Source organism: Lacticaseibacillus jixianensis, assembly GCF_003946485.1.
Lineage (GTDB): Bacteria > Bacillota > Bacilli > Lactobacillales > Lactobacillaceae > Lacticaseibacillus > Lacticaseibacillus jixianensis.
In genome coordinates, this window is sequence record NZ_RHOJ01000013.1 from 37,465 (window position 1) to 57,138 (window position 19,674).

Consider the following 19,674-nt stretch of genomic DNA (forward strand, 5'->3'; position numbering starts at 1 on the left):
TAGAAAATTAATGGTTTTGACCCGAATTTACCAACAGCCGTTAACCAAAAAGAGAAGGCCTGAGGGACCGACTGATCGGTCCCTCAGGCCTTCTTTACCTGTTCCTCTTGGTGCACAGCGCTTAGTCTTCCGTGTGCGTCTTCATGATCGTCTTGTTGATGGCATTGACCTTCTTGACGGTGAGATTCTTGGCGCCCTGGCTTTCAATGCCGACCGACCAGGCGGGAACGTAGACGGTGCTGCCCTTGGCGTTCAGGAGGTACGTGTAGGACAGGCGGACCCACAGCACCTTGGAGTTGCTGGCGATCTCGTTTTCCCGGTACAGCGTGGTGACGGCGTCCTGCGCGGTGCACAGGGTCACCTTGTCGCGCAGGGTGACAAGGTTCTTGAGGTAGGTCTGCGTGTAGCCGGTCAGGCTGCCGTCTGCCACGTGCAGAGTGAGCTGGGCGCGCGGGTCGTTGACCAGCTTACCCGCTATTTTCTGGGCAAACACGTAGCTCGTCGCCGTGGACAGGGCCGTCTGGAAGACGTAGCCGCGGCCGTGCACGACGTGATCGGCCTGCTTGACCCAGCGGCGCAGCTTGGCCGCCGTGCCGGTCTTAACGCTGAGCGGCGTCGTCAACGTCGCGTTCAGCGTCAGCGGATCGTCCGCACTAAAGCGCAGGGTCTGGTCCTTCAGCGCCGCGGCGTCTTGCCGCAGCGGCGAGGCCTGGGTGCTGGCCAGGTACGCGCCGCGTGCCGGGGCGGTACTCAGCTTGGGCAGCTTGATGTCGTCGCGCTTGATGTCCTGAAGGATCTCAGTCGTGCCGCTGCCCGCCGAGGCAAGGTCCACCTGCTGACTTTGAAAGAAGCTGATCCCCAAGAAGACGTTCAGCGCGATGAAGACAATGAGAAAAATCATTTCGATGCGGCGAAAATCCATTAGGCGCGCTCCTTTCTACTGAATGATCTGAACGGCGCCGCGGTTGGCCGGCGCCGTGTCCGGCGTCAGCCACTCGGTGTAGCGGCGGTACTGGCCGTTGATCTCAACAAAGTACGACGGCGTCAGGTCCACGACCTGGGAGCTGGCCGTTTGCGGCCGCCAGTAGTAGCCCAGGCAGATGTTCTGGATCGTGGATTGGGCGTACCCCGCCGTGGCGAGCTCGCTCAGCACCTGCTGCGTGGACGGCAGCTGCTTTTTCGCCTGGGAGGTGGGGATGGCCACGGTCAAGTTGTCCAAAGAAAAGTTCATGGTCAAGCCGGAGCTAGTGCTTGAGGTCTGCACGACCCCGTTGTCCAGGTTGTTGAAAATCGGCAGGCCCTGGGCGTAGGAGCGGTAGCTGACGGTGCGGCTGCCCTTCTCGTAGCCGAAGTAGTGCATGGCGGTGATCCCCTGCAGGTTCAGCTTGGCGATGGCCGCCTCGCTCTTGGTCAGGGCCGTGGTGAGCGCCTTGCTGGCGACGGTCTTGGCCGGGTCCTCGAACTGGACCACGTTGGACGAACTGTTCAGCGTCAGCCGGACGTCGCCGAGCGTGTAGATCGACTCGTCGCCGAGCTCGCGGCTGTCGACCGCCGCCGTTGAGGTGGTCGGCATCAGCAGCGAGACGAAGTGGTTCGCCGTCTGCTGATCCAGCAAAAACGCGTAGGGACTGACGGCGATGCCCTGGGTGTAGAAGGTCATCAGCTTGCCGTTCAGGCGCTTCTCCTGGACCGGCAGCCCGCTTGGCCGCGTCTTTTTCAGGTAGGCCTGCAGTCCGGCCAGCGGCGCCTTGCCCAGCGTGGCTGTGCGGCTCATGCGCGTGTTGTCTTCCACCAAGGTCAGCTTCGGCTTGCTGCCGCTCAGGTCGATGATCATGCGGTTGAACTGAAAATCAGGCGCGTTTTTCACCGGGGTCGCAAAGTAGTTGGCGTTGAAGGCCTTGAACGTGACCGGCGCGCCAAACGTCAGCTGCAGCGTCTCCTGCTGGGTGAGCAGCGCGGCCAGCGCACTGGTGCTCAGCTGGACGGACCGGTTGATCTTCTTCAGCTGCCAGTCATGGATCGTCTCGTGGATCTGGCCCGTCGAGGAGGCGTCGGGCTGCAGGAGCTGCACCTTCCCGCCGGCCGCCTGGTAGTAAGCCGAGGTCGGCACCAGCAGGTAGGCCGCCTGCGCACTGGCGCCGGTCGCCTGGGTGGTTTTAAGCGTGCTATCCGTTTCGGTGCGGCCCAGGCGCGACGGGTTGCGCCAGATCAGCGCCGAGAACACGAGGCTGAGCAGCACCATCGCCGTCAAAGAGACGCGCAGGATCAATCCGCTAAGCTTCATCCCAATCGCCCCCTTCGTCTATTGGCTGGTACGGCAGCGAGATGTAGAAGGTGCTGCCCTTGCCTTCGCGTGAATCGACCCAGATGCGGCCGCCCAGCGCCTCGACGACCTCCTTGGAGATGGCCAGGCCCAGCCCGGTGCCGCCCTGCTTGCGCGAGCGCGCCTTGTCGACGCGGTAGAAGCGGTCGAAGACTTTGCTGATGTCCTGGCGCGGGATCCCCAGCCCTTGGTCTTGGATCGACAGGATCACGTGGTTGTGGGTCTCAAGCAGCCGCGCGGTGATGATGCCGCCGTCCGGGCTGTACTTGATCGCGTTGTTCATGATGTTGTCGATGACCTGCATGAACTTGTCCTGGTCGATCTCGACCCACAGATCGCGCTTGGTGATCTCGCGGCGGATCGTGTACTGCTTGTGCGGCGTGGTGTTCAGCGGCTCGACCTGGTTGTTGTCGGCGCCGGCGGATTCGTTATCCGTTTTGAGCATCATGTCGAAGCGGTCCAGGATGTAGTTGAAGAACTCGTTCAAGTTGACGGTTTCTTTTTCGATCTTGGCCGTGCCGGAGTCCATCCGCGACAGCGACAGCAGGTCGTTGATCATGCGGATCATCCGGTCGGTTTCCTCCTGGGTCACCTTCAGAAACTGGGGTGCGATTTTCGGATCCTTCCAGGCGCCTTCGTTCAGCGCCTCGATGTAGGACCGCATCGACGTCAGCGGCGTGCGCAGCTCATGGGACACGTTCGACACGAACTCGCGGCGTTCCCGCTCGTTTTTCTGCTGCTCGGTGACGTCGTGCAGCACCGCGACGATCCCGGAAATGAACCCGGTCTCGCGCTGGATCAGGCTGAAGTCCACGCGCAGGATCAGCTCGTGGTTCAGCTGCTCGGTGAAGTTCAGCAGCAGCTCTTTCTGGTTCTCCAGCAGATCGCGCAGCGTGTAGTCCTTCTCGATGTTAAGCAGGCGCAGGATCGACACGCCGATGACGTCCTCATTTTTCGTATCCAAAAATTCGAGCGCGGTCTCGTTGATGATGATGACGTTGCCCCGCCGGTCGGTCGCAATGACGCCGTCGGTCATGTGGGCCAGGACGGAATCCAGCCGGCGCCGCTCGGCCTCGCTGGCCTCCTGGGCCTCCTCAACGCGGACACTCAGGTTGTTGACGGCGACGGCCAGCTGGCCCAGCTCGTCTTGCCCGTAAATGCGGACCTGGCCGGAGTAATCGCCGCGGGCCATGCGAATGGCCTGCTTCTTCATCTCGTCGATCGGCCGGGTGATCGCCCGGGAGATCACAATGGAAATGATGACGCCCAGCAGCCCGGCGACCAGGCTGGCGATCAGGAAGATGCGGACGATCTGGTTGATATTGTTGTAGACCGTCTCCATCGACGCCGTGATCGCCACCGCGCCGATCACCGCATTGCCGTCGCCGGGCGAGTTCGGATTCTTGATCGGAATGATCTTCGTGTACATCGAACCGGTCGAATCGTTGTACTCGTAGCCTTCGAACAGCTGACCGCTGTACAGCACGTTTTTGATGCTGTTGCTGGCGGACTTGGTGCCGATGTCGTTTTGCGAATTAATGTTGGAATTCGCGCGCACCGTCCCCTTGGCGTCAACGACGACGATGGTGGCGCTGTTGGCGACATCGGCCTGCGAAATCGTGGCCTTCAGGGAATCATCGGCGGCCCCCGTGTTGGACTTCATCAGATCGCTGGCCACTTTATCTTGCAGGTAGGGATCGAGATTGATCGCCGTCTTAAACGTATCCACGTTCTGCTGCTCAAGGGACCGCACAAAATACGCGCCAATGATTTCCACCGTCACTAATAGCAGCAGAATAAACACTAGCGCGATTTTAAAGTTGATTGACTGAAAGAAGCGAATCTTCTTGTTCATGGAAGTCTCCAAGCTGTGAGGAGCGGCGGTTTTAGCCCGATGACTAGCCTAGCCAGGCACTCGGGCGTTGCCGCTCCGAACGCGATTACGTGAAGCTGTGAGGCCAGGCGCACTTAGCCCGACGACTAGCCGCTACGCATGTCAGACTGTACGCCATAAATGGCTACAGTCTGAGCATATCTCCAGGCCTCGCCGCTAAAGACCAGCGGCAATGCCTGGAGCGTAGCTAGGCGCTCGGGCGTTGCCTGGCCGAACGCGATTATGAAGCTGCAAGCCAAGCTGTGAGGAACGGCGGTTTTAGCCCGACAGCTAGCCTAGGTAGTGGCCTTGCCAGCGCTTTTAGCTGGCGAGGCCACTGCCGTAGCTAGATGCTCGGGCGTTACCGCTCCGAACGCGATTACGGCATCGGCTTAACCTCAATCGTCCGTGCCCCTTACTCCGCGTCCGGGTTCTTCAAATAATACCCCACGCCGCGCCGGGTGACGAGCCACTCGGGATGCGACGGGTTGTCTTCGATCTTCTCCCGCAGGCGGCGCACGGTGACGTCGACGGTGCGGACATCGCCGAAGTAATCGTAGCCCCACACGGTTTGCAGCAGGTGCTCGCGGGTCATCACCTGGCCAAGGTGCTGGGCCAGGTAGTGCAGCAGCTCGAACTCACGGTGCGTCAGCTCGATCTTGTCGCCGCGCTTGGTCACCGTGTAGGCGTCCGGGTGGATCGTCAGGTCGCCGACGGTCAGCTCCTGATTCTCCGGCTCCTGGGCCTCGGTTTGCACCGGGGTGCCGGAGCGGCGCAGGTTGGCCTTGACGCGGGCCACCAGCTCCCGGTTGGAGAACGGCTTGGTGACGTAATCGTCCGCGCCCATTTCCAGCCCGAGGACCTTATCGATCTCCGAGTCCTTCGCCGTCAGCATGATGATCGGCGTGTCGTGGTCCTTGCGTACCTGCCGGGCCACTTCCAGCCCGTCGATCTTCGGCAGCATCAGATCAAGGATGATGAGGTCGGGTTCCTCCTCACTCACCTTTGCCAGGGCTTCCTCGCCGTCTTCTGCCGTCACGACGTCGTAGCCTTCTTTATTAAGGTTGAATTTCACGATGTCCAGGATGGGCTTTTCATCGTCGACCACTAGGATCTTTTTTGCCATAATTGGCCTCCATTGCGTATGCGTGTTACCTACATTATAACGGTTTCCTGGGAACGGGGCAAAACGCGGCCAAAACCGCCCCCATTTTTGCCCGTGGCTGAATATATTTTGCATATTTTCCAATTTTGCTTGCATATTTCCTAAATTGGGTATATATTCAATAAAAATTCAAGTCTGAGGGGTTGGCACTTATGCACAAATTATTTCATTGGGTTCTTGGCCTGCTGACAGCACTGCTGCTTGCAGGCACCGCACTGACCACCACGACCGCGCAGCCGGTGGAAGCGGCCAGCAACGCGAAAACCGTGCAGCAGATCAAGCAGCGCGGCTACGTCATCTTGGGGGTCTCCGCTGACTACGCGCCGCTGGAGTTCCACGCGACCGTCGACGGCTCCGACACCATCGTCGGCGCCGACATCTCCCTGGCCAAGCAGATCGCCAAGGACATGGGCGTCAAGCTTCAGATCAAGGAAATGGGCTTTGACGCCCTGATCGGGGCGCTCAAAACCGGCAAGGTCGACATGGTCATCTCCGGCATGAGCGAAACGCCAGAGCGCGCCAAGCAGGTCGACTTCTCGGAGTCTTACACCGAGGAAAAGCAGATCATGGTCGTCAAGAAGGACGCGGCGGCCAAGTACAAGAACGTCGCGGACTTCTCCGGCAAGAAGGTCGGGGCCCAAAAGCAGTCCACGCAGGAGCAGATCGCCAAGGCGGAGCTGCAAGGCGCCGACATCGTGCCGCTGGAAAAGGCCAACGACGTCATCGCCCAGGTCGAGTACGGCAAGATCGACGCCGGCGTCATGTCCAACATTGTGGCCGGCGCCTACGTGCAAAAGACCCCGAGCCTGAAGATCATCGATCCGAAGTTCGCCACCGGGAAAGCGCCAACCGTCGTCGCCCTGACCAAGGGCAACACCACGCTGAAGAACCAGGTCAACACCACCATCAATAAGGTGCGCAAAGACCACCTGTGGAGCAAGTGGATGGACACGGCCTACACCCTGCAGAACCAAAGCAACAGCTTCTGGGCCAAGTACGGCAGCTTCTTCATCAAAGGCGCGCTGTACACCCTGCTGTTCGCGCTGCTGACCGTCATCGCCGGCACCGTGCTGGGCACGCTGCTCGCCTTGATGCGCCGCTCCAAGCTGTGGATCCTTAAGGCGCTCGCCGTGGTCTACGTGGAATTCATCCGCGGCACGCCACTGATGGTCCAGGCCTTCATCGTCTTCTTCGGCCTGCAGGTGCTCGGCATTAACCTGTCCGCCTTCGCCTCTGGCGCGATCGCCATGGGCATCAACTCCGGCGCGTACGTCGCCGAGATCATCCGCTCCGGGCTGAACTCCGTGCCGATCGGCCAAACCGAAGCGGCCCGCAGCCTGGGCCTGAGCAACGGCGAAACCACCCGCTACGTCGTCTTGCCGCAGGCGGTCAAGAACATCTGGCCGGCGCTGGGCAATGAGTTCGTCACCGACATCAAGGAATCTTCCGTGCTGTCCGTGATCGGGGCCACCGAGCTGATGTTTGAAGGGACCACCGTCCAGGGCGCGTCGTTCGAACCGTTCTACCCAATGATGATCGTGGCGCTCATCTACTTCGCCATGACCTTCATTCTCAGCCGGGCGCTGGGCTTCATCGAACACCGGATGAACTAGTAAGGGAAAGATTAGAAAGCGCCCCGCGGGCAGCCGCGGGGCGTTATGATGTAAGCGAGACCTAAATTTTGAGGAGGAACTAATGATGACTGATAAAATCGTGTTGGCTTATTCTGGCGGCTTGGATACTTCTGTGGCGATCCCGTGGCTTCAAGACCGCGGCTACGACGTGATCGCCGTGTGCCTGAACGTCGGCCAGCCGAACGCGGACATGGCCTTCATCCAGCAAAAGGCCCTCAAGGTCGGCGCCATTGAAAGCTACGCGATCGACGCGCAAGACGAGTTCGCCGATGAGTACGTCACCCCGGTGATCAAGGCCAACGCCTTGTACGAAGGCGACTACCCGCTGGTGTCCGCCCTGTCGCGGCCGCTCATCATCAAGCATCTGGTTGAGATTGCCCACCAGCACGGCGCCGTCGCGATCGCGCATGGCTCCACCGGCAAGGGCAACGACCAGGTTCGCTTTGAGGCCGCGATCCACGCGCTGGATCCGCAGCTGAAGATCGAGGACCCGATCCGCGATTTTCACTGGTCCCGCGAAGAGGAAATCGACTACGCCAAGGAGCACAACGTGCCGGTGCCGATCGGCAAGAAGTCCCCGTACTCCATTGACGCCAACCTCTGGGGCCGCGCCAACGAAGCCGGCATCCTGGAGAACCCGTGGAACCAGGCACCCGACGACGCCTGGGGCATGACCGTCGCCCCTGAGGCCGCCCCGGACCAGCCGACCTTCCTCGACCTGACGTTTGAAAAAGGCATCCCCGTCGCCATCGACGGCAAGCAGATGAAGCTGGCCGACCTGATCAAGGCGCTGAACAAGCTGGCCGGCGATAACGGCATCGGCCGCATCGATAAGATCGAAAACCGCATGGTCGGCATCAAGTCCCGCGAGGTCTACGAGGCGCCGGCCGCGGCCGTCATCATGGCCGCCCACCACGAAATGGAAAACCTCACGCTGGAGCGCGACGTCGCCCACTACAAGCCGCTGATCGAGCAACAGCTCACCAACATGATCTACGAGGCCAAGTGGATCACCCCGCTGTTCGACAGCCTGATGGCCTTCGTTGACGACACGCAAAAGGTCGTCAACGGCGTCGTTAAGATGAAGCTGTACAAGGGCTCCGCCGTGCCGGTCGCCCGCAAGTCGGACACCAACTCCCTGTACGACGAGAACCTCGCCACCTACACCTCGGCTGACACCTTCGACCAGGAGGCCGCGGCCGGCTTCATCAAGCTCTGGACCCTGCCGGCCACCGTTTACGAGGAAGTCAACCACGTCCACTCCCAAAAGCCGGAGGAGAAATAATGACCGATAAGCTCTGGGGCGGGCGCTTCACCGCCAAGGCTGCCAAGTGGGTCGACACGTTCGGCGCCTCGATCAGCTTTGACCAGCAGATGGCCAAAGAAGACCTGACCGCCTCCATCGCCCACGTCAAGATGCTCGGCAAGCAGCACATCATCCCCGCAGCGGACGCCAAGACCATCGAAGCCGGCCTGAACGTCCTCATGCAAAAGCTGGCCGCGGGCGAGCTGCACTTCACCGTGGAGAACGAGGACATCCACCTGAACATGGAAAGCCTCCTGACCGCCCTGATCGGCCCGGTCGCCGGCAAGCTGCACACCGCACGCTCGCGCAACGACCAGGTGGCCACCGATTTTCACCTCTGGCTGAAAAACCGCCTGCCGGAGATCAAGGAAGCCATCACCAACCTGCAGACGGTGCTGGTGGAAAAGGCCGAGGAGAACGCCGGCACCATCATGCCCGGCTACACCCACATGCAGCACGCCCAGCCGATCACCTACGGGCACTACCTGCTCGCCTACTTTGAGATGCTGCAGCGCGACTACGAGCGGTTTGAATTCAACCAGCAGCACACGGACATGCTGCCGCTGGGCGCCGCGGCGCTGGCCGGCACCACTTTTCCCCTCGACCGCGAGTACGTGGCCGCGCAGCTCGGCTTCGATCAGGTCTACCACAACAGCCTGGACGCCGTGTCCGACCGCGACTTCGCCCTGGAATTTCTGAGCAACGCCGCGATCCTGATGCAGCACCTAAGCCGGCTGGCCGAAGAGCTCATCTTGTGGTGCACGTACGAGTTCAACTACATCGAGATGGACGACCGCTTCGCCACCGGCAGCTCCATCATGCCGCAAAAGAAGAACGCCGACTTCGCCGAGCTGGTGCGCGGCAAGACCGGCCGGGTGTACGGCGCCTTGATGGGCCTGCTCACCACGATGAAGAGCCTGCCGCTGGCCTACAACAAGGACATGCAGGAGGACAAGGAGCCCGTGTTTGACGCCTACAACACGATCCTCGGCTCCCTGCACATTTTCGCCGGCATGCTGGAAACCGTGAAGGTGCACAATACGCGCATGCACGACGCCACGACAAACGACTTTAGCAACGCCACCGAGCTGGCCGACTACCTGGCGACCAAGGGCGTGCCGTTCCGCACCGCCCACGGCATCGTCGGCAAGCTGGTCCTGCACGGCATCGAGACCCACCAGAGTCTGCAGGACATGCCGCTCCAGGAGCTGCAAGAAGCGGCCCCGCAGATCCAGGAGGACGTCTACCAGGAGCTCACGGCCGAGGCCGCCGTCAACCGTCGCACCAGCTTGGGCGGCACGGCACCGGCGAACGTCGAAAAGGAAGTTAAACGGGCCAAATCTTTGTTGGCACAGCGGAGCACAAACGCTAAAAACGCTTAACTTGTCTCCGCCCCAAACCATCCCAAACAGGGTCCTGCCCAGCTGGCAGGACCCTGTTTTTCTGTCTGTAATGTTGGCTATTGCAGGAACTCCCTGCGCATCTGGTCGGCCACCTGGATGATGTCCGCCCGGCGGTGGCCCTGCACGTTGCCCAGGAGGATGACGGCGGCCTGCCCGTCGCGGGCCAGCTGCATCGTGGAGATGTAGCCATAGCCGGAGCCGTTGGCGCGCATGAAGCCCGGCACATCCTGATAAAAGCCGCCGCAGTAGTGCTCACCGGGGTGGTAGACCTGATCGCGGCTGGCGCCCAGCAGCCGGCCGCGCACCAGCGAGCGTACCGCCTGGTAGAAGTCCAACGCGCTCATGTACACCTGCCCCGTGCCCAGCTCCGCGTGCATCTGGTCCAGGCTGGTGAACTGCTGCTGCGCGTAGAGCTGGCTGCCTTGCAGCACGTAGCCCGAAGCGTAATTCATGCCGGGCTTTAGCGCGTAGGCCATCACTGTGTGGGTCAGGTGCAGGCGCTGCGGGTAGGCGGCCTTGAACAGCGCCTCGTACGAGCGGCCCGTGATCTTCTCCACGATGCCCGCCAGCAGGACGTAGTTGGCGGGGGTGTAGGCCCAGGTGCCGAAGTACTGGCGCTGAAAAGTCAGCCGGCTGGCCACGGCGTTGACCAGCTGGGCGTCGGAGCGGTAATGCGGCACCAAGGAAGCGGTCGCCCGCAGCCCCGACTGCATTCTCATCAAGGCGCCCACGGTCAGCTGAGGGTCCTGCTTGAACTGCGGGTAGTAGTTGCCGATCGGCGTGGTGAGCGTCAGCTTGCCGGCGTCCAGCAGCTGCATCACCAGCCCGCTGGTGAGGCTTTTTTGCAGCGAGTCGATCTCGTACAGCGTGTCCTCCCGGTTGGCCAGGTGCCGCTTGACGCTGGCCAGCCCCATGCTCACGCTGGCCACCAGCCGCCCGTGTTTGATCACGATGCCGGTGCCGGAGAAGTGCTGCGCCGACAGCCGCGCCTTCAAGCTGGCCTGGATCGGCGCATCAATGGCGCGCGGCACGGCCGGGGCCGGCCTTGCGGCATGCCGCCGCTTTACCGGGGCGCGCCTGACCGCCACCTTGGCCGCGGCATGCGGCCGCGGTTGGGGCGCGGTCTGCCGGCCCAGCGCAAAGCCCAGCCCCAGCAGCAGCGCCCCGCCCAGCGCGAAGCTAGCGATCAGCCGCCGCACGCCGCGCTGACGCCTGGCGTGGTTCTTGGCCCGTCTCATTGGGGCACCTCGGTGGAGTTCGCCCACGCGCGGCCGAAGAAGTGGCCGTTCAGCCGGTGGTGCTCAGCCGGCTGCGGCTGCGTCAGAAACGGCGCCACCGTGTGGTCGACCGCCAGCCACCCGCGCCAGCCCAGGTGAATGGTGTCCTGCATGAAGTACGGCTGGTTGCCGTCTTTGCTCAGATCCAGCACATGGGTGAAGCCCTGGCTGCGCAGCTGGTACTTGAGCTTGGCCACCGCCTGCTCGTAGTTAGGCACCGACAGCCCCGTGTAGGCCGCCCACCGCGCGTTGATCGGCGGAATGACGAACTGAACGGTCGTGTGGTTCTTGGCAAACTCCTGCAGCAGCAGCTCAAAATCGCCGTACTCCGGCCCCAGGCGGTACTCGAAGTGGCGCTGGCTGCCGCGCAGGGCCTTCAGCTTGCCGTGGCCTAAGCGCTCGCGGAAAAAGCGATCGTCGATGCCCAGCCGGTTGTGGCGGGTGTGCTGCTTGGCGATCTGGGTCGCCAGCCGGTTCAAGACGGCCGGATCATCCGTGCTAGGCAGCTGCTTTTCCCCCGCCTCAATGCGGTGCCAGTTGGCCGCGCCGGTGAACCGGGAAAAGAGCCGGTCCTCGTTTCTCAGCATCTGCAGGCGCGCCTGCAGGGCCGGGCGCACCCAGCCGCTGACGGGCCCGCCGGCTGCGATCTGGTACAGCGCCTGCCGGTCGAGCCGGCTTTTGGCCGGGGCGTCCATTTTCAGCAGCCGGCGCGCGGCGTAGCGGTCGGCCTCGCTGCCGCGGGCCCGCAGCAGCCACAAAGACAGCTGAAGCGGCGAGTAGTACATGTCAAACGCCGCCGGGATCTGCCCCTGCTTGGTGAACCACTGCATCGAGACGATGAGCACCGCCTTTTTTCCCTTCAGCTGGGCCAGCTGCGACTGGTCATCGACAAAGTGCACCAGCGACTGGGTCCCCGGATCGCCGAGCAGCAGCGGCCGGTACGCGCGGTGGTACTTGGCCGCCAGGGTCGACGGGTGGAACGGGTCCATGCGCGCCAGCTCGGACGACCCGAAAAACGGGACGTAGCCATTGGCCTGCGCCTGCTGCTTCACCCGCGCGCCGCCCAGGACGTTGGGCGAAAGCGACACCGCCTCGGCGGCCAGCTTGTCCTTGGCGATGCGGCCGCTGGGCAGCGGCGCCAGCAGGACGCCGATCACCAGCAGCGCGGCCAGCACGACCGGGCCGAAGATTTGCCAGAGTCGCCTTTTCATTACGCCGCGTCCTCGGCTTGCTTGATGATCTTGGCCGGGGTGTTCCACTGGCTGCGGTCAAACTCGGACACCGGCACGGCCATCCCCAGCTGCGCTTGCAGCTGTAGCAGCAGCTGAACGGTGTCCATGGAGTCGAGCAGGCCAGAGTCAAACAGGTCTTCGTCGAGGTTGTTGGTGAAGTCCTCACCGGTCAGATCGTTGAGAATTGAGAGTACCGTTGCTTTTTTGTCCATGATTGTTTCTCCTTTTGTTTGTTAAATGCGTGAATTGGCGAGATTCTTCGCCGCGGTGGCGGGCTTTGCAGCCTAGTCGCGCTCAGCGAGGCAACGCCCGAGCATCCAGCTACGCCGCAAGCCTCGCCGGCCAAGAACGCCGGCAATTCTCGCGGCTAGGCTGGCTGTCGGGCTAAGTGCGCCTCACTTCGCAGCCTTACTAGTTGCGCTCCGGTGAGCAACGCCCGAGCACCTAGCTACGCCCAGCGCCTCGCCGGCAGAGAACGCCGGCAATGCGCTGAGCTAGGCTGGGCGTCGGGCTAAGGGCGCTCACCTCCGCAGCCTTATTAGTTGCGCTCCGGTGAGCAACGCCCGAGCACCTAGCTACGCCCAGCGCCTCGCCGGCAAAGAACACCGGCAATGCGCTGAGCTAGGCTAGGCGTCGGGCTAAGGGCGCTCACCTCCGCAGCCTTATTAGTTGCGCTCCGCACTGGCAACGCGGGAGTGGCTAGCTACGCACCCGGCCTCGCCGCTAAAGTACAGCGGCAATGCCGGGTGCTAGGCTACCCATCCCGCTAAGAGCGCCAGTGCTCCGCAGCCTTACTTAAACCACAGCCTGTCCAAAAACCCCGAAAAGATCAGGAAGCTGAAGCACACCACTGTGAAGGTGGTCGCGATGGCCAAAGCCTCAGTCCATTTGTTGTGCGGCAGCTGCTTGCGGTGCTTTTTCTTGAAGCGCAGCCAGATGTCGTTGATGATGATCGCCGCGGCGTGGAAGAGGCCGTACGTGATGTAGTACCACGTCACCCCGTGCCAGAAGCCCATGATCAGGAAGTTGATCAGGTACGCGACCTGGGAGACCCGGACCGGCTTTTTGATCAGCTTGTGCTTCATGATGAAGAAGGTCACCCGCATGAAAATGAAGTCGCGGAACCAAAACGACAGCGTCATGTGCCACCGGTTCCAGAAGTCCTTGATGTTGTGCGCCTGAAACGGGCGGTTGAAGTTCATCGGCGTGTCGATGCCGAGCACCAGGCTGGTGGCCACGGCGAACAGCGAGTATCCGGCAAAGTCGAAGAACAGGTACATCGAGTAAACGAGGGTGACGCCGATCAGCGCCGGACTCAGGCCCAGCCAGTACAGGTGCCGCATGATCAGCGCCGCCCGCTCGACCCGCGGCAGCATGACGGTCCCGAAGAGGTAGCCAAGGATGTACTTGTAAAAGAAGCCCAAAAACAGGTACCACGTCGCCCGCCCCAGCATGGTCACGTACTGCGCGCGCGCCGGGACGTTCGCGTAGTCCTTTTGAAAGCGGCGGTAGCGGTCGATCGGGCCGCTGGATAGCACCGGCATGAACAGCATGAAGCGCAGAAACGGCATCAGTTGCACGTCTTTCATGGTGCCGTCGCGCAGCTCCATGATCACCTGCACGGCCTTGAAGGTCAGATACGAGATCCCCAAGAAACCAAGCAGCGATGGGTGCAGCGCCACGGCCGGGGTCAGCTTGACGACCACCAGCGGCAGGATGCTGGCCAGCACCGCGCAGACGAACACCCCGGTCTGGTTGTGCTGCTTGCGGTAGCGCGTGTAGCCGAAGACCCAGGCCAGCTGCCACAGAATGTAGCAGATGAGCGCCACGCCTTCGTGCCATTTGGCGCCAGTGAACATCACGATGATGAAGGCCAGCGAGATCAGCGTCTCGTAGCTTTTCAAGCGGTGGCCGTGGTACAGGCCGACCATCACCGGCAGCAGGCCGAGGATGAGCAGCAGGAAGTACTGCGGATCGGCGTAGGGTTGTAAATTCAGCATCAGGCGTTGACCTCACTGATCAGCGCCTTGACCGCCACCTTGCCGTTTTGCGTCAGCGGCAGGGTGTCGCGGTAAATGAAGCGCTGCGGGATCATGTAAGGCATCATCACGCCTTGCAGGTGGGTGCGGATCTTTTTGGTCAAAGCGAGGCCGCCTTCTTCGCCGGGTGCCGGCACGACGTAGGCCAGCATCTGCTGGACCTTGTGCTCGGCGTTGTACTTGGGCACCGCCACCGCCTGGCGGATCATCGGCGCCTGGTTCAGGTAGTGGTCCACCTCCTCCAGCTCGATGCGGTAGCCGTTCAGCTTGATCTGAAAATCGGTCCGGCCGCGGTAGAAGATCAGCCCGTCCTCAGCAATGTAGCCGAGGTCGCCGGTGCGGTAGCCGCGCAGCCCGTGGGTGTTGGCAAAGGCCGCCGCCGTTTTCTCCGGGCGGTTCAAGTAGCCTTTCGAGACGCTCGGGCCAATGATCTCCAGCTCGCCGACCTGCTGATCGTCCTGCTCGCGGGCGGTGCCGGGCACCAGCGTCATCGTGGTGTCGGGCTTCGCGTAGCCGATCGGCAGCCGCGCGTAATCCGCCAGCACCTGGTCCGTGATCTCAATGGCGGTCACCGCGACCGTCGCCTCAGTGGGGCCGTACGTGTTGTAGAGCTTGGCCTGCGGGAACCGTGCGCGCAGCTTCTCGGCCGTGGCGTGGGTCAGCTCCTCGCCGCAGAAGTAGAACTGCTTTAACGCCGGGTAGTGGACCGCGTCAAACAGCGGCGACAGCAGGCAGATGTCCACGAAGCTCGGGGTGGAGACCCACACGTCGACGGGTAAATGCGGCAGCGTCTCAAACAGCGTCTTCAGGTTGTCCGTTTTTTCCTTCGGCAGGATCTGCAAGCAGCCGCCCGCAGTGAGCGTCGGGTACAGCGACATCACCGACAGGTCGAAGGAGAACGGCGCCTGGGCCAAGAAGCGCGGCCGCCGCGGCAGGTCGAAGCTCGCCATCCAGGCCACAAACGAAATGAGGTTGGCGTGCGAGATCTGGACCCCCTTCGGCTGGCCGGTCGTGCCGCTGGTGAAGATGATGTAAAAATTGTCATCTGCGGCCAGCGCGACGTTGTGGGCCGCCGCCTTTTCCTGCATCATGGCGGCCAAGGCGCTCGCTTCGACCGTTGGTGTTTTCAGCGCCAGCGGCAGTGGGATCGTCGCCAGCACCAGCGCCGGGTGCGCGATGGCCTCGATCATGGTCAGCCGGTCGTTTGGCGAGTGGCTGTCGACGGGGATGTAGGCGTGGCCCGCCTTGACGCAGCCGAGGAACGTCGCGATCGCCGCAAAGCTCTGGTCCGTGTAGACCAAAAGTGGCGCCTTGGCCGGCAGCTGCCTTGCCATCAGCGAGGCGGCGATGCCGTCCGAGGCGGCCTTGAGCTCGCCGTAGGTCTTGATCACGCCTCGGTCATTGACCGCCGGCCAGTCCGGATGCGACAGCGCAATTTCATCGATCATTTGAATCAGAGATTTCATAATGGCCTCCTAAAACTCGTTGTAGATAAAGTGGCCGCCGGTGACGCCGCGGTAACTGTACAGGTACACCAGCGTCAGCAGGATCGCCGCGTAAAACAGGGTCTTTAACGCGAAGCGCACCCCGGGGCGCGTGAAAAATGTTTTCATGGATGGGAACTCCTTTGGATGAGGCAGGTTGGTGATGCGGTGAGGGTTGTGGCTGGGCTAGGACCGCGGCTTAATCGGGCTGCGGGTCGACAACGCGGGAGTGATTTGCTACGCTCGGCACGCCGAAGCCAAAGTACGGCTTCAACGCACCGAGCTAGGCAAATCATCCCGCTAAAACCGTCGACCCTCCGCACCTTCCTTGTAATCGGGCTGCGGCGGGCAACGGGGGAGCATCTAGCTACGCCACAAGCCTCGCCGCCAAAGTACGGCGGCAATGCTTGTGGCTAGGCTAGCTGTCCCCCTAAAACCGCCAAGTCTGCGCACCTTAACTGGGCTGCGGCGGGCAACGCTGGAGTGGCTAGCTACGCTCACGGCCTCGCCGCCAAAGTACGGCGGCAATGCCGCGAGCTAGGCTACCCATCCCGCTAAGTGCGCCCGCCTCCGCACCTTCCTTACAAAAAAAGGCGATGCCCACATTCTAGTGGGCATCGCCGGTGTTTTCAGGAAAGGTTTCTAAATTGAAGATTAGAGATTTTCAGAATTGGGGGCCTTGAGGGTGATGACGAAGCGGCTGCCCTGCGGGTGGTTGTCCAGCACGGTGATGGTGCCGCCGCTCAGGGTGATGAGTCGGCGGGTGATCGCCAGGCCCAAGCCGGTGCCGGAAATGGCTTTAGACCGGGAAGCGTCCAGGCGGTAGAAGCGGTCAAAGACGCGCTTTTTTTCGTTATCCGGAATGCCGGGGCCGCGATCGGCCACGCTCAGCTCGACGCGGCGGCCGTGCTGCTCGCCCGCGATTGTGACAACAGTGTTAGCCGGCGCGTACTTGTTCGCGTTGGACAGCAGGGCCAATAAGGCGTGCTCGAGGCTCTCCGCGTTGGCCAAGGCCAAGAGCTTATCCGGGAGCAACACCTCAAGCTGCTGGCGGCTTTGCTGCTGAAAGCGCGCCACCACGCGGCGCGCCAGGCCCGCCACGTCAATGGCCGCGACCTGGACCTTGGCGTGATCCATCCGCGACAGCGCCAGCAGGCTTTCAATCAGCCGCTGCATTTTCATTGACTCGTCATCGATGACCGCCAGCGAATCCGGGATCAGCTCCGGGTGCGCCTGGCCGTGCCGCTTGAGCAGCGCCACGTGGCCGCGAATGGCGGTCAGGGGCGTCCGCAGCTCGTGGGAGGCGTCGGACACGAACTGGTTGTCGCGGATCACCTGCTCGTTCAGCGAGTGCAGCAGGCGGTTGAACTCCAGGGACAGCTCGTGCACCTCCTCCGGCTCCTCGGGCACAGGCAGGCGCTCGTGGTAGTTGGCGTCCTGCCGGTCGGTGATCGTCTTCGTGGCGGTCGTCAGCGCCACCAGTGGCCCGTTGAGCCGCCGCGCCAGCAGCCTGGTGCCCCAGGTCCCGGCGACCACGCCGAACGCGGACACCAGCAGGGTCATCAGGAAGATCAGCTTGAAAATGTCAATCATGTTGTTCAGGCTCAGCCAGACGTCATAGGTGATGCGCCACCCCGCGTCCTTTTCCACGGACTGCATGTGGTAGTAGACCCCCTGGCCGCGCTGGTACTGCACGTTGGAGAATAACGACCACGTGCTGAGCGTATCGGTGAGAAAATCCTTGGTGTGGCGCGAGTAATAATCCACGATGCGCCCGTCCGGCCGCCGCACCTGCACGCGCACGAAAGTCAGCCGCGTGTTCAGCGGGGCGTTGTCACGCCAGTACTGCCAGTTCGGCTGGTTACTGGCAAACGAGCGCTTCAGGGTGCGCATCACCTGCACGGAATCATCGTGCTTGTTCTTGACGAGGCGGCCGCCGACCACGCCGATCATCGCAACAAAAATCAGTAGCATCAGCCCGATGATCAGGCTGTTAAAGGCCCGCGTCATTCTGGCCGCGCTGCTACTCCGATCACGCATGAGCGCCCGTCTCCTCCAGCATGTATCCCACGCCGCGCACCGTCTGGATCAAGTCCGGTGCGCCGGGGCGCGCCAGCTTTTGCCGCAGGTAGCGCACGTAGACGTCCACGATGTTCGCCTGGCCGTCAAACTCGGTGCCCCACACGGCATCCAGCAGCTGGTCGCGGGACAGCGCCTCGCCCGGATGCTGCATCAACGCCAGCAGCAGGTCGTACTCCCGTTGCGTCAGCTGGGCCAGCTGACCGGCCCGGCGCACCTGGCGTGCCTTCGTGTCCAGGGTCAGGTCCCCGACCTGATAGTCCGTTGGCGCGGCCGGCCGCCACCGCCGGATCAGCACGCGGATCCGCGCCAGCAGCTCCTCGATCTCAAAGGGTTTGGTGAGGTAATCGTCGGCCCCGTTGTCCAGGCCCGCCACCTTATCGCCGACGTAATCGCGCGCGGTCATCATCATGATCGGCACCGTCGAGGTCTTGCGCACGCGGCGCATGACCTCCAGCCCGTCCAGCTTGGGGATCATCCAGTCCAGCAGGATCAGATCGATCGTCTGCTGGTTGGCCTGCCAAATGTCCCAGGCGGCCTGCCCGTCCTGCGCGGTGAGCACCGTGTACCCTTCAAAATGCAATTCGGAATCCAAGTACGAGATCAAGCCCGCCTCGTCTTCGACTAAGAGGATCGTTGCTGCCAAAGAAGCCACTCCTTTCACACATCCGCCCATCAGTCTAACACGCTGCTGCCTTGATCCGGCTAACACTTCTGTTATTTAAGGTTATCGCATGACCTTATGGGTTTCAGAAAAGAAAAACAAGTGTTTGTCTTCTTTACCTCGGTATAATGACACGAAAACAGCATCCAGTTCCGAGATACTGTCGGCGCTGGATGCTCGGATGATTTCTCATGCCAATACTGTAAGCCGTGTCAGAAACAAATAGGTGGATTTCATTCCAGTGATCAGGACCGCTCATCCTCATCATTATAGACAACTTTGCAACTGTCCGGATCCATCATCATTAGACCTTTCGGCAAGCCTCTATTATCAGCTTTGATAACACTTAAGAATCACTCAGGGTAGTAAAATTGAACGCAGCCTCGTGCTTTGCAAACTCGTCGTATGCCGGGGTCAAATCATAGTTTCTCCCGCCATCTGTTGACGGCGTGCCAAACGCCAGCCGCCGCGCTGAAGGAAGCGTAAGATCCCGTATGGGGACCCCAGTCTGCCAGTTTTTTTCCACTATTGCCCCCGCAGGAACGATAAGAAAGACCGGATAGAAATCAAACTGCTGGTTCTCTGCATCGGTCAGTTTTCCAATGCCGTGCACAACAATACTGCCATCCGGATGCACAATGATATCGGTCATCTGACAAATTTCGTTACCAGTCGCAGTTGGAACGAAAAAGGTCCCATCTATAAAGCGAACACCAGCGGTTCGAATAGACTCGCCAGATTCTTTGTAAATACCATCTAAATATGAGAATCTTGCCCACTGATCATGCGTGGTTAAAATCCTACTGCCATCCTCGCGCGCCGAGACGTCACGGCTTTCCTCAAAGCGCTCGGTCGCCTTAGCACTCCCTTTGCTGCTTGATTTCTCAAGTGATTCTCTACGTTCTGACGCGGAGTGATTATCAGATTTCACTGGCACGGCTGATTGCTCCGTTCTCAACTCATTATTTTGCTGACTGAGAAATGCCACCGCGACCGTGAGGCCAAATATCGCGACCACAAACCCGGACCCAACCACCCATAGAAGGTTATGCCGCCGTTGACGATTCTTTTTCTGACGAATGTGAATTTCTCCTTCCACATAAAACTGACCTCGATACCTTCATAACAAGTGTAGCAAGGTGGAAGTAAAAAACTTAAGCAGTAAGATCGCATTACTACAGCACGTTCTATCAGA

At 61.3% G+C, this 19,674-nt stretch carries 15 protein-coding genes and 1 pseudogene; 3 read left to right on the plus strand and 13 right to left on the minus strand.

Annotated features, from left to right (window positions below):
* Window positions 1–121: 121 nt before the first annotated feature.
* The 4 genes and pseudogenes from EKM85_RS06660 to yycF form a co-directional block, all read right to left on the minus strand.
* Entirely contained in the window at window positions 122–922 is an 801-nt protein-coding gene (locus EKM85_RS06660; protein ID WP_125585492.1) for a two-component system regulatory protein YycI, read from the minus strand.
* A gap of 120 nt (window positions 923–1,042) precedes the next feature.
* A pseudogene (locus EKM85_RS06665) lies at window positions 1,043–2,284 on the minus strand (YycH family regulatory protein); the annotation flags it as partial.
* A complete protein-coding gene (gene walK / locus EKM85_RS06670; protein WP_125585494.1) occupies window positions 2,274–4,178 on the minus strand; it encodes a cell wall metabolism sensor histidine kinase WalK in 1,905 nt (634 codons plus the stop codon). The pseudogene EKM85_RS06665 and the gene walK, both read right to left, overlap by 11 nt.
* A 433-nt stretch (window positions 4,179–4,611) precedes the next feature.
* On the minus strand, window positions 4,612–5,322 hold the full coding sequence (yycF, locus tag EKM85_RS06675) for a response regulator YycF (RefSeq protein WP_125585495.1): 711 nt from the start codon (window positions 5,320–5,322) through the stop codon (window positions 4,612–4,614).
* 191 nt (window positions 5,323–5,513) lie between these two features.
* Between yycF and EKM85_RS06680 the strand changes: the two genes are divergently transcribed.
* The 3 genes from EKM85_RS06680 to argH all read left to right on the plus strand — a co-directional run bounded on the left by EKM85_RS06680 (window position 5,514) and on the right by argH (window position 9,683).
* Window positions 5,514–6,974, plus strand: coding sequence for an ABC transporter substrate-binding protein/permease (locus EKM85_RS06680; RefSeq protein ID WP_125585496.1), 1,461 nt, complete (start codon window positions 5,514–5,516; stop codon window positions 6,972–6,974).
* 85 nt (window positions 6,975–7,059) lie between these two features.
* The gene (locus EKM85_RS06685; protein WP_125585522.1) at window positions 7,060–8,280 is read left to right on the plus strand and encodes an argininosuccinate synthase; all 1,221 of its coding nucleotides are present in this window, start codon (window positions 7,060–7,062) and stop codon (window positions 8,278–8,280) included.
* Window positions 8,280–9,683 carry an argininosuccinate lyase gene (argH, locus tag EKM85_RS06690; RefSeq protein ID WP_125585497.1) on the plus strand — a complete coding sequence of 468 codons (1,404 nt, stop codon included), beginning with the start codon at window positions 8,280–8,282 and terminating at the stop codon, window positions 9,681–9,683. Before EKM85_RS06685 ends, argH begins: the two co-directional genes overlap by 1 nt.
* Window positions 9,684–9,760: 77 nt before the next feature.
* Here the strand turns inward: argH and EKM85_RS06695 are convergent, their stop codons facing one another.
* From EKM85_RS06695 to EKM85_RS06735, 9 genes are all read right to left on the minus strand, one after another.
* The gene (locus EKM85_RS06695) at window positions 9,761–10,942 is read right to left on the minus strand and encodes a serine hydrolase domain-containing protein (protein WP_125585498.1); all 1,182 of its coding nucleotides are present in this window, start codon (window positions 10,940–10,942) and stop codon (window positions 9,761–9,763) included.
* Complete coding sequence (gene dltD, locus EKM85_RS06700) at window positions 10,939–12,192, minus strand: D-alanyl-lipoteichoic acid biosynthesis protein DltD (RefSeq protein ID WP_125585499.1); 1,254 nt, start codon at window positions 12,190–12,192, stop codon at window positions 10,939–10,941. Before dltD ends, EKM85_RS06695 begins: the two co-directional genes overlap by 4 nt.
* Window positions 12,192–12,425 carry a D-alanine--poly(phosphoribitol) ligase subunit DltC gene (gene dltC, locus EKM85_RS06705; RefSeq protein ID WP_125585500.1) on the minus strand — a complete coding sequence of 78 codons (234 nt, stop codon included), beginning with the start codon at window positions 12,423–12,425 and terminating at the stop codon, window positions 12,192–12,194. Before dltC ends, dltD begins: the two co-directional genes overlap by 1 nt.
* A 579-nt stretch (window positions 12,426–13,004) precedes the next feature.
* Entirely contained in the window at window positions 13,005–14,213 is a 1,209-nt protein-coding gene (gene dltB, locus EKM85_RS06710) for a D-alanyl-lipoteichoic acid biosynthesis protein DltB (RefSeq protein WP_125585501.1), read from the minus strand.
* Window positions 14,213–15,721: a D-alanine--poly(phosphoribitol) ligase subunit DltA gene (gene dltA, locus EKM85_RS06715; RefSeq protein WP_125585502.1), complete on the minus strand. Its 1,509-nt coding sequence runs from the start codon at window positions 15,719–15,721 to the stop codon at window positions 14,213–14,215. Before dltA ends, dltB begins: the two co-directional genes overlap by 1 nt.
* A 6-nt stretch (window positions 15,722–15,727) precedes the next feature.
* Window positions 15,728–15,865 (minus strand): teichoic acid D-Ala incorporation-associated protein DltX, encoded by a 138-nt coding sequence (locus EKM85_RS06720; RefSeq protein WP_125585503.1) that lies wholly within the window; start codon window positions 15,863–15,865, stop codon window positions 15,728–15,730.
* A gap of 525 nt (window positions 15,866–16,390) precedes the next feature.
* Entirely contained in the window at window positions 16,391–17,776 is a 1,386-nt protein-coding gene (locus EKM85_RS06725) for a sensor histidine kinase (protein WP_125585504.1), read from the minus strand.
* A complete protein-coding gene (locus EKM85_RS06730) occupies window positions 17,769–18,461 on the minus strand; it encodes a response regulator transcription factor (protein ID WP_125585505.1) in 693 nt (230 codons plus the stop codon). Before EKM85_RS06730 ends, EKM85_RS06725 begins: the two co-directional genes overlap by 8 nt.
* Window positions 18,462–18,825: 364 nt before the next feature.
* Window positions 18,826–19,578, minus strand: a complete 753-nt coding sequence (locus EKM85_RS06735; RefSeq protein ID WP_125585506.1) for a hypothetical protein — start codon at window positions 19,576–19,578, stop codon at window positions 18,826–18,828.
* Window positions 19,579–19,674: the final 96 nt, after the last annotated feature.

Excerpts from the sequence above, each read along its gene's own strand:
- EKM85_RS06685 (WP_125585522.1), top strand. The coding sequence starts at position 7,060 with ATGACTGATAAAATCGTGTTGGCTTATTCTGGCGGCTTGGATACTTCT.
- dltB (WP_125585501.1), bottom strand. The coding sequence starts at position 14,213 with ATGCTGAATTTACAACCCTACGCCGATCCGCAGTACTTCCTGCTGCTC.
- EKM85_RS06660 (WP_125585492.1), bottom strand. The coding sequence starts at position 922 with ATGGATTTTCGCCGCATCGAAATGATTTTTCTCATTGTCTTCATCGCG.
- yycF (WP_125585495.1), bottom strand. The coding sequence starts at position 5,322 with ATGGCAAAAAAGATCCTAGTGGTCGACGATGAAAAGCCCATCCTGGAC.
- walK (WP_125585494.1), bottom strand. The coding sequence starts at position 4,178 with ATGAACAAGAAGATTCGCTTCTTTCAGTCAATCAACTTTAAAATCGCG.
- dltD (WP_125585499.1), bottom strand. The coding sequence starts at position 12,192 with ATGAAAAGGCGACTCTGGCAAATCTTCGGCCCGGTCGTGCTGGCCGCG.
- dltC (WP_125585500.1), bottom strand. The coding sequence starts at position 12,425 with ATGGACAAAAAAGCAACGGTACTCTCAATTCTCAACGATCTGACCGGT.
- EKM85_RS06695 (WP_125585498.1), bottom strand. The coding sequence starts at position 10,942 with ATGAGACGGGCCAAGAACCACGCCAGGCGTCAGCGCGGCGTGCGGCGG.
- EKM85_RS06725 (WP_125585504.1), bottom strand. The coding sequence starts at position 17,776 with ATGCGTGATCGGAGTAGCAGCGCGGCCAGAATGACGCGGGCCTTTAAC.
- argH (WP_125585497.1), top strand. The coding sequence starts at position 8,280 with ATGACCGATAAGCTCTGGGGCGGGCGCTTCACCGCCAAGGCTGCCAAG.
- EKM85_RS06680 (WP_125585496.1), top strand. The coding sequence starts at position 5,514 with ATGCACAAATTATTTCATTGGGTTCTTGGCCTGCTGACAGCACTGCTG.
- EKM85_RS06720 (WP_125585503.1), bottom strand. The coding sequence starts at position 15,865 with ATGAAAACATTTTTCACGCGCCCCGGGGTGCGCTTCGCGTTAAAGACC.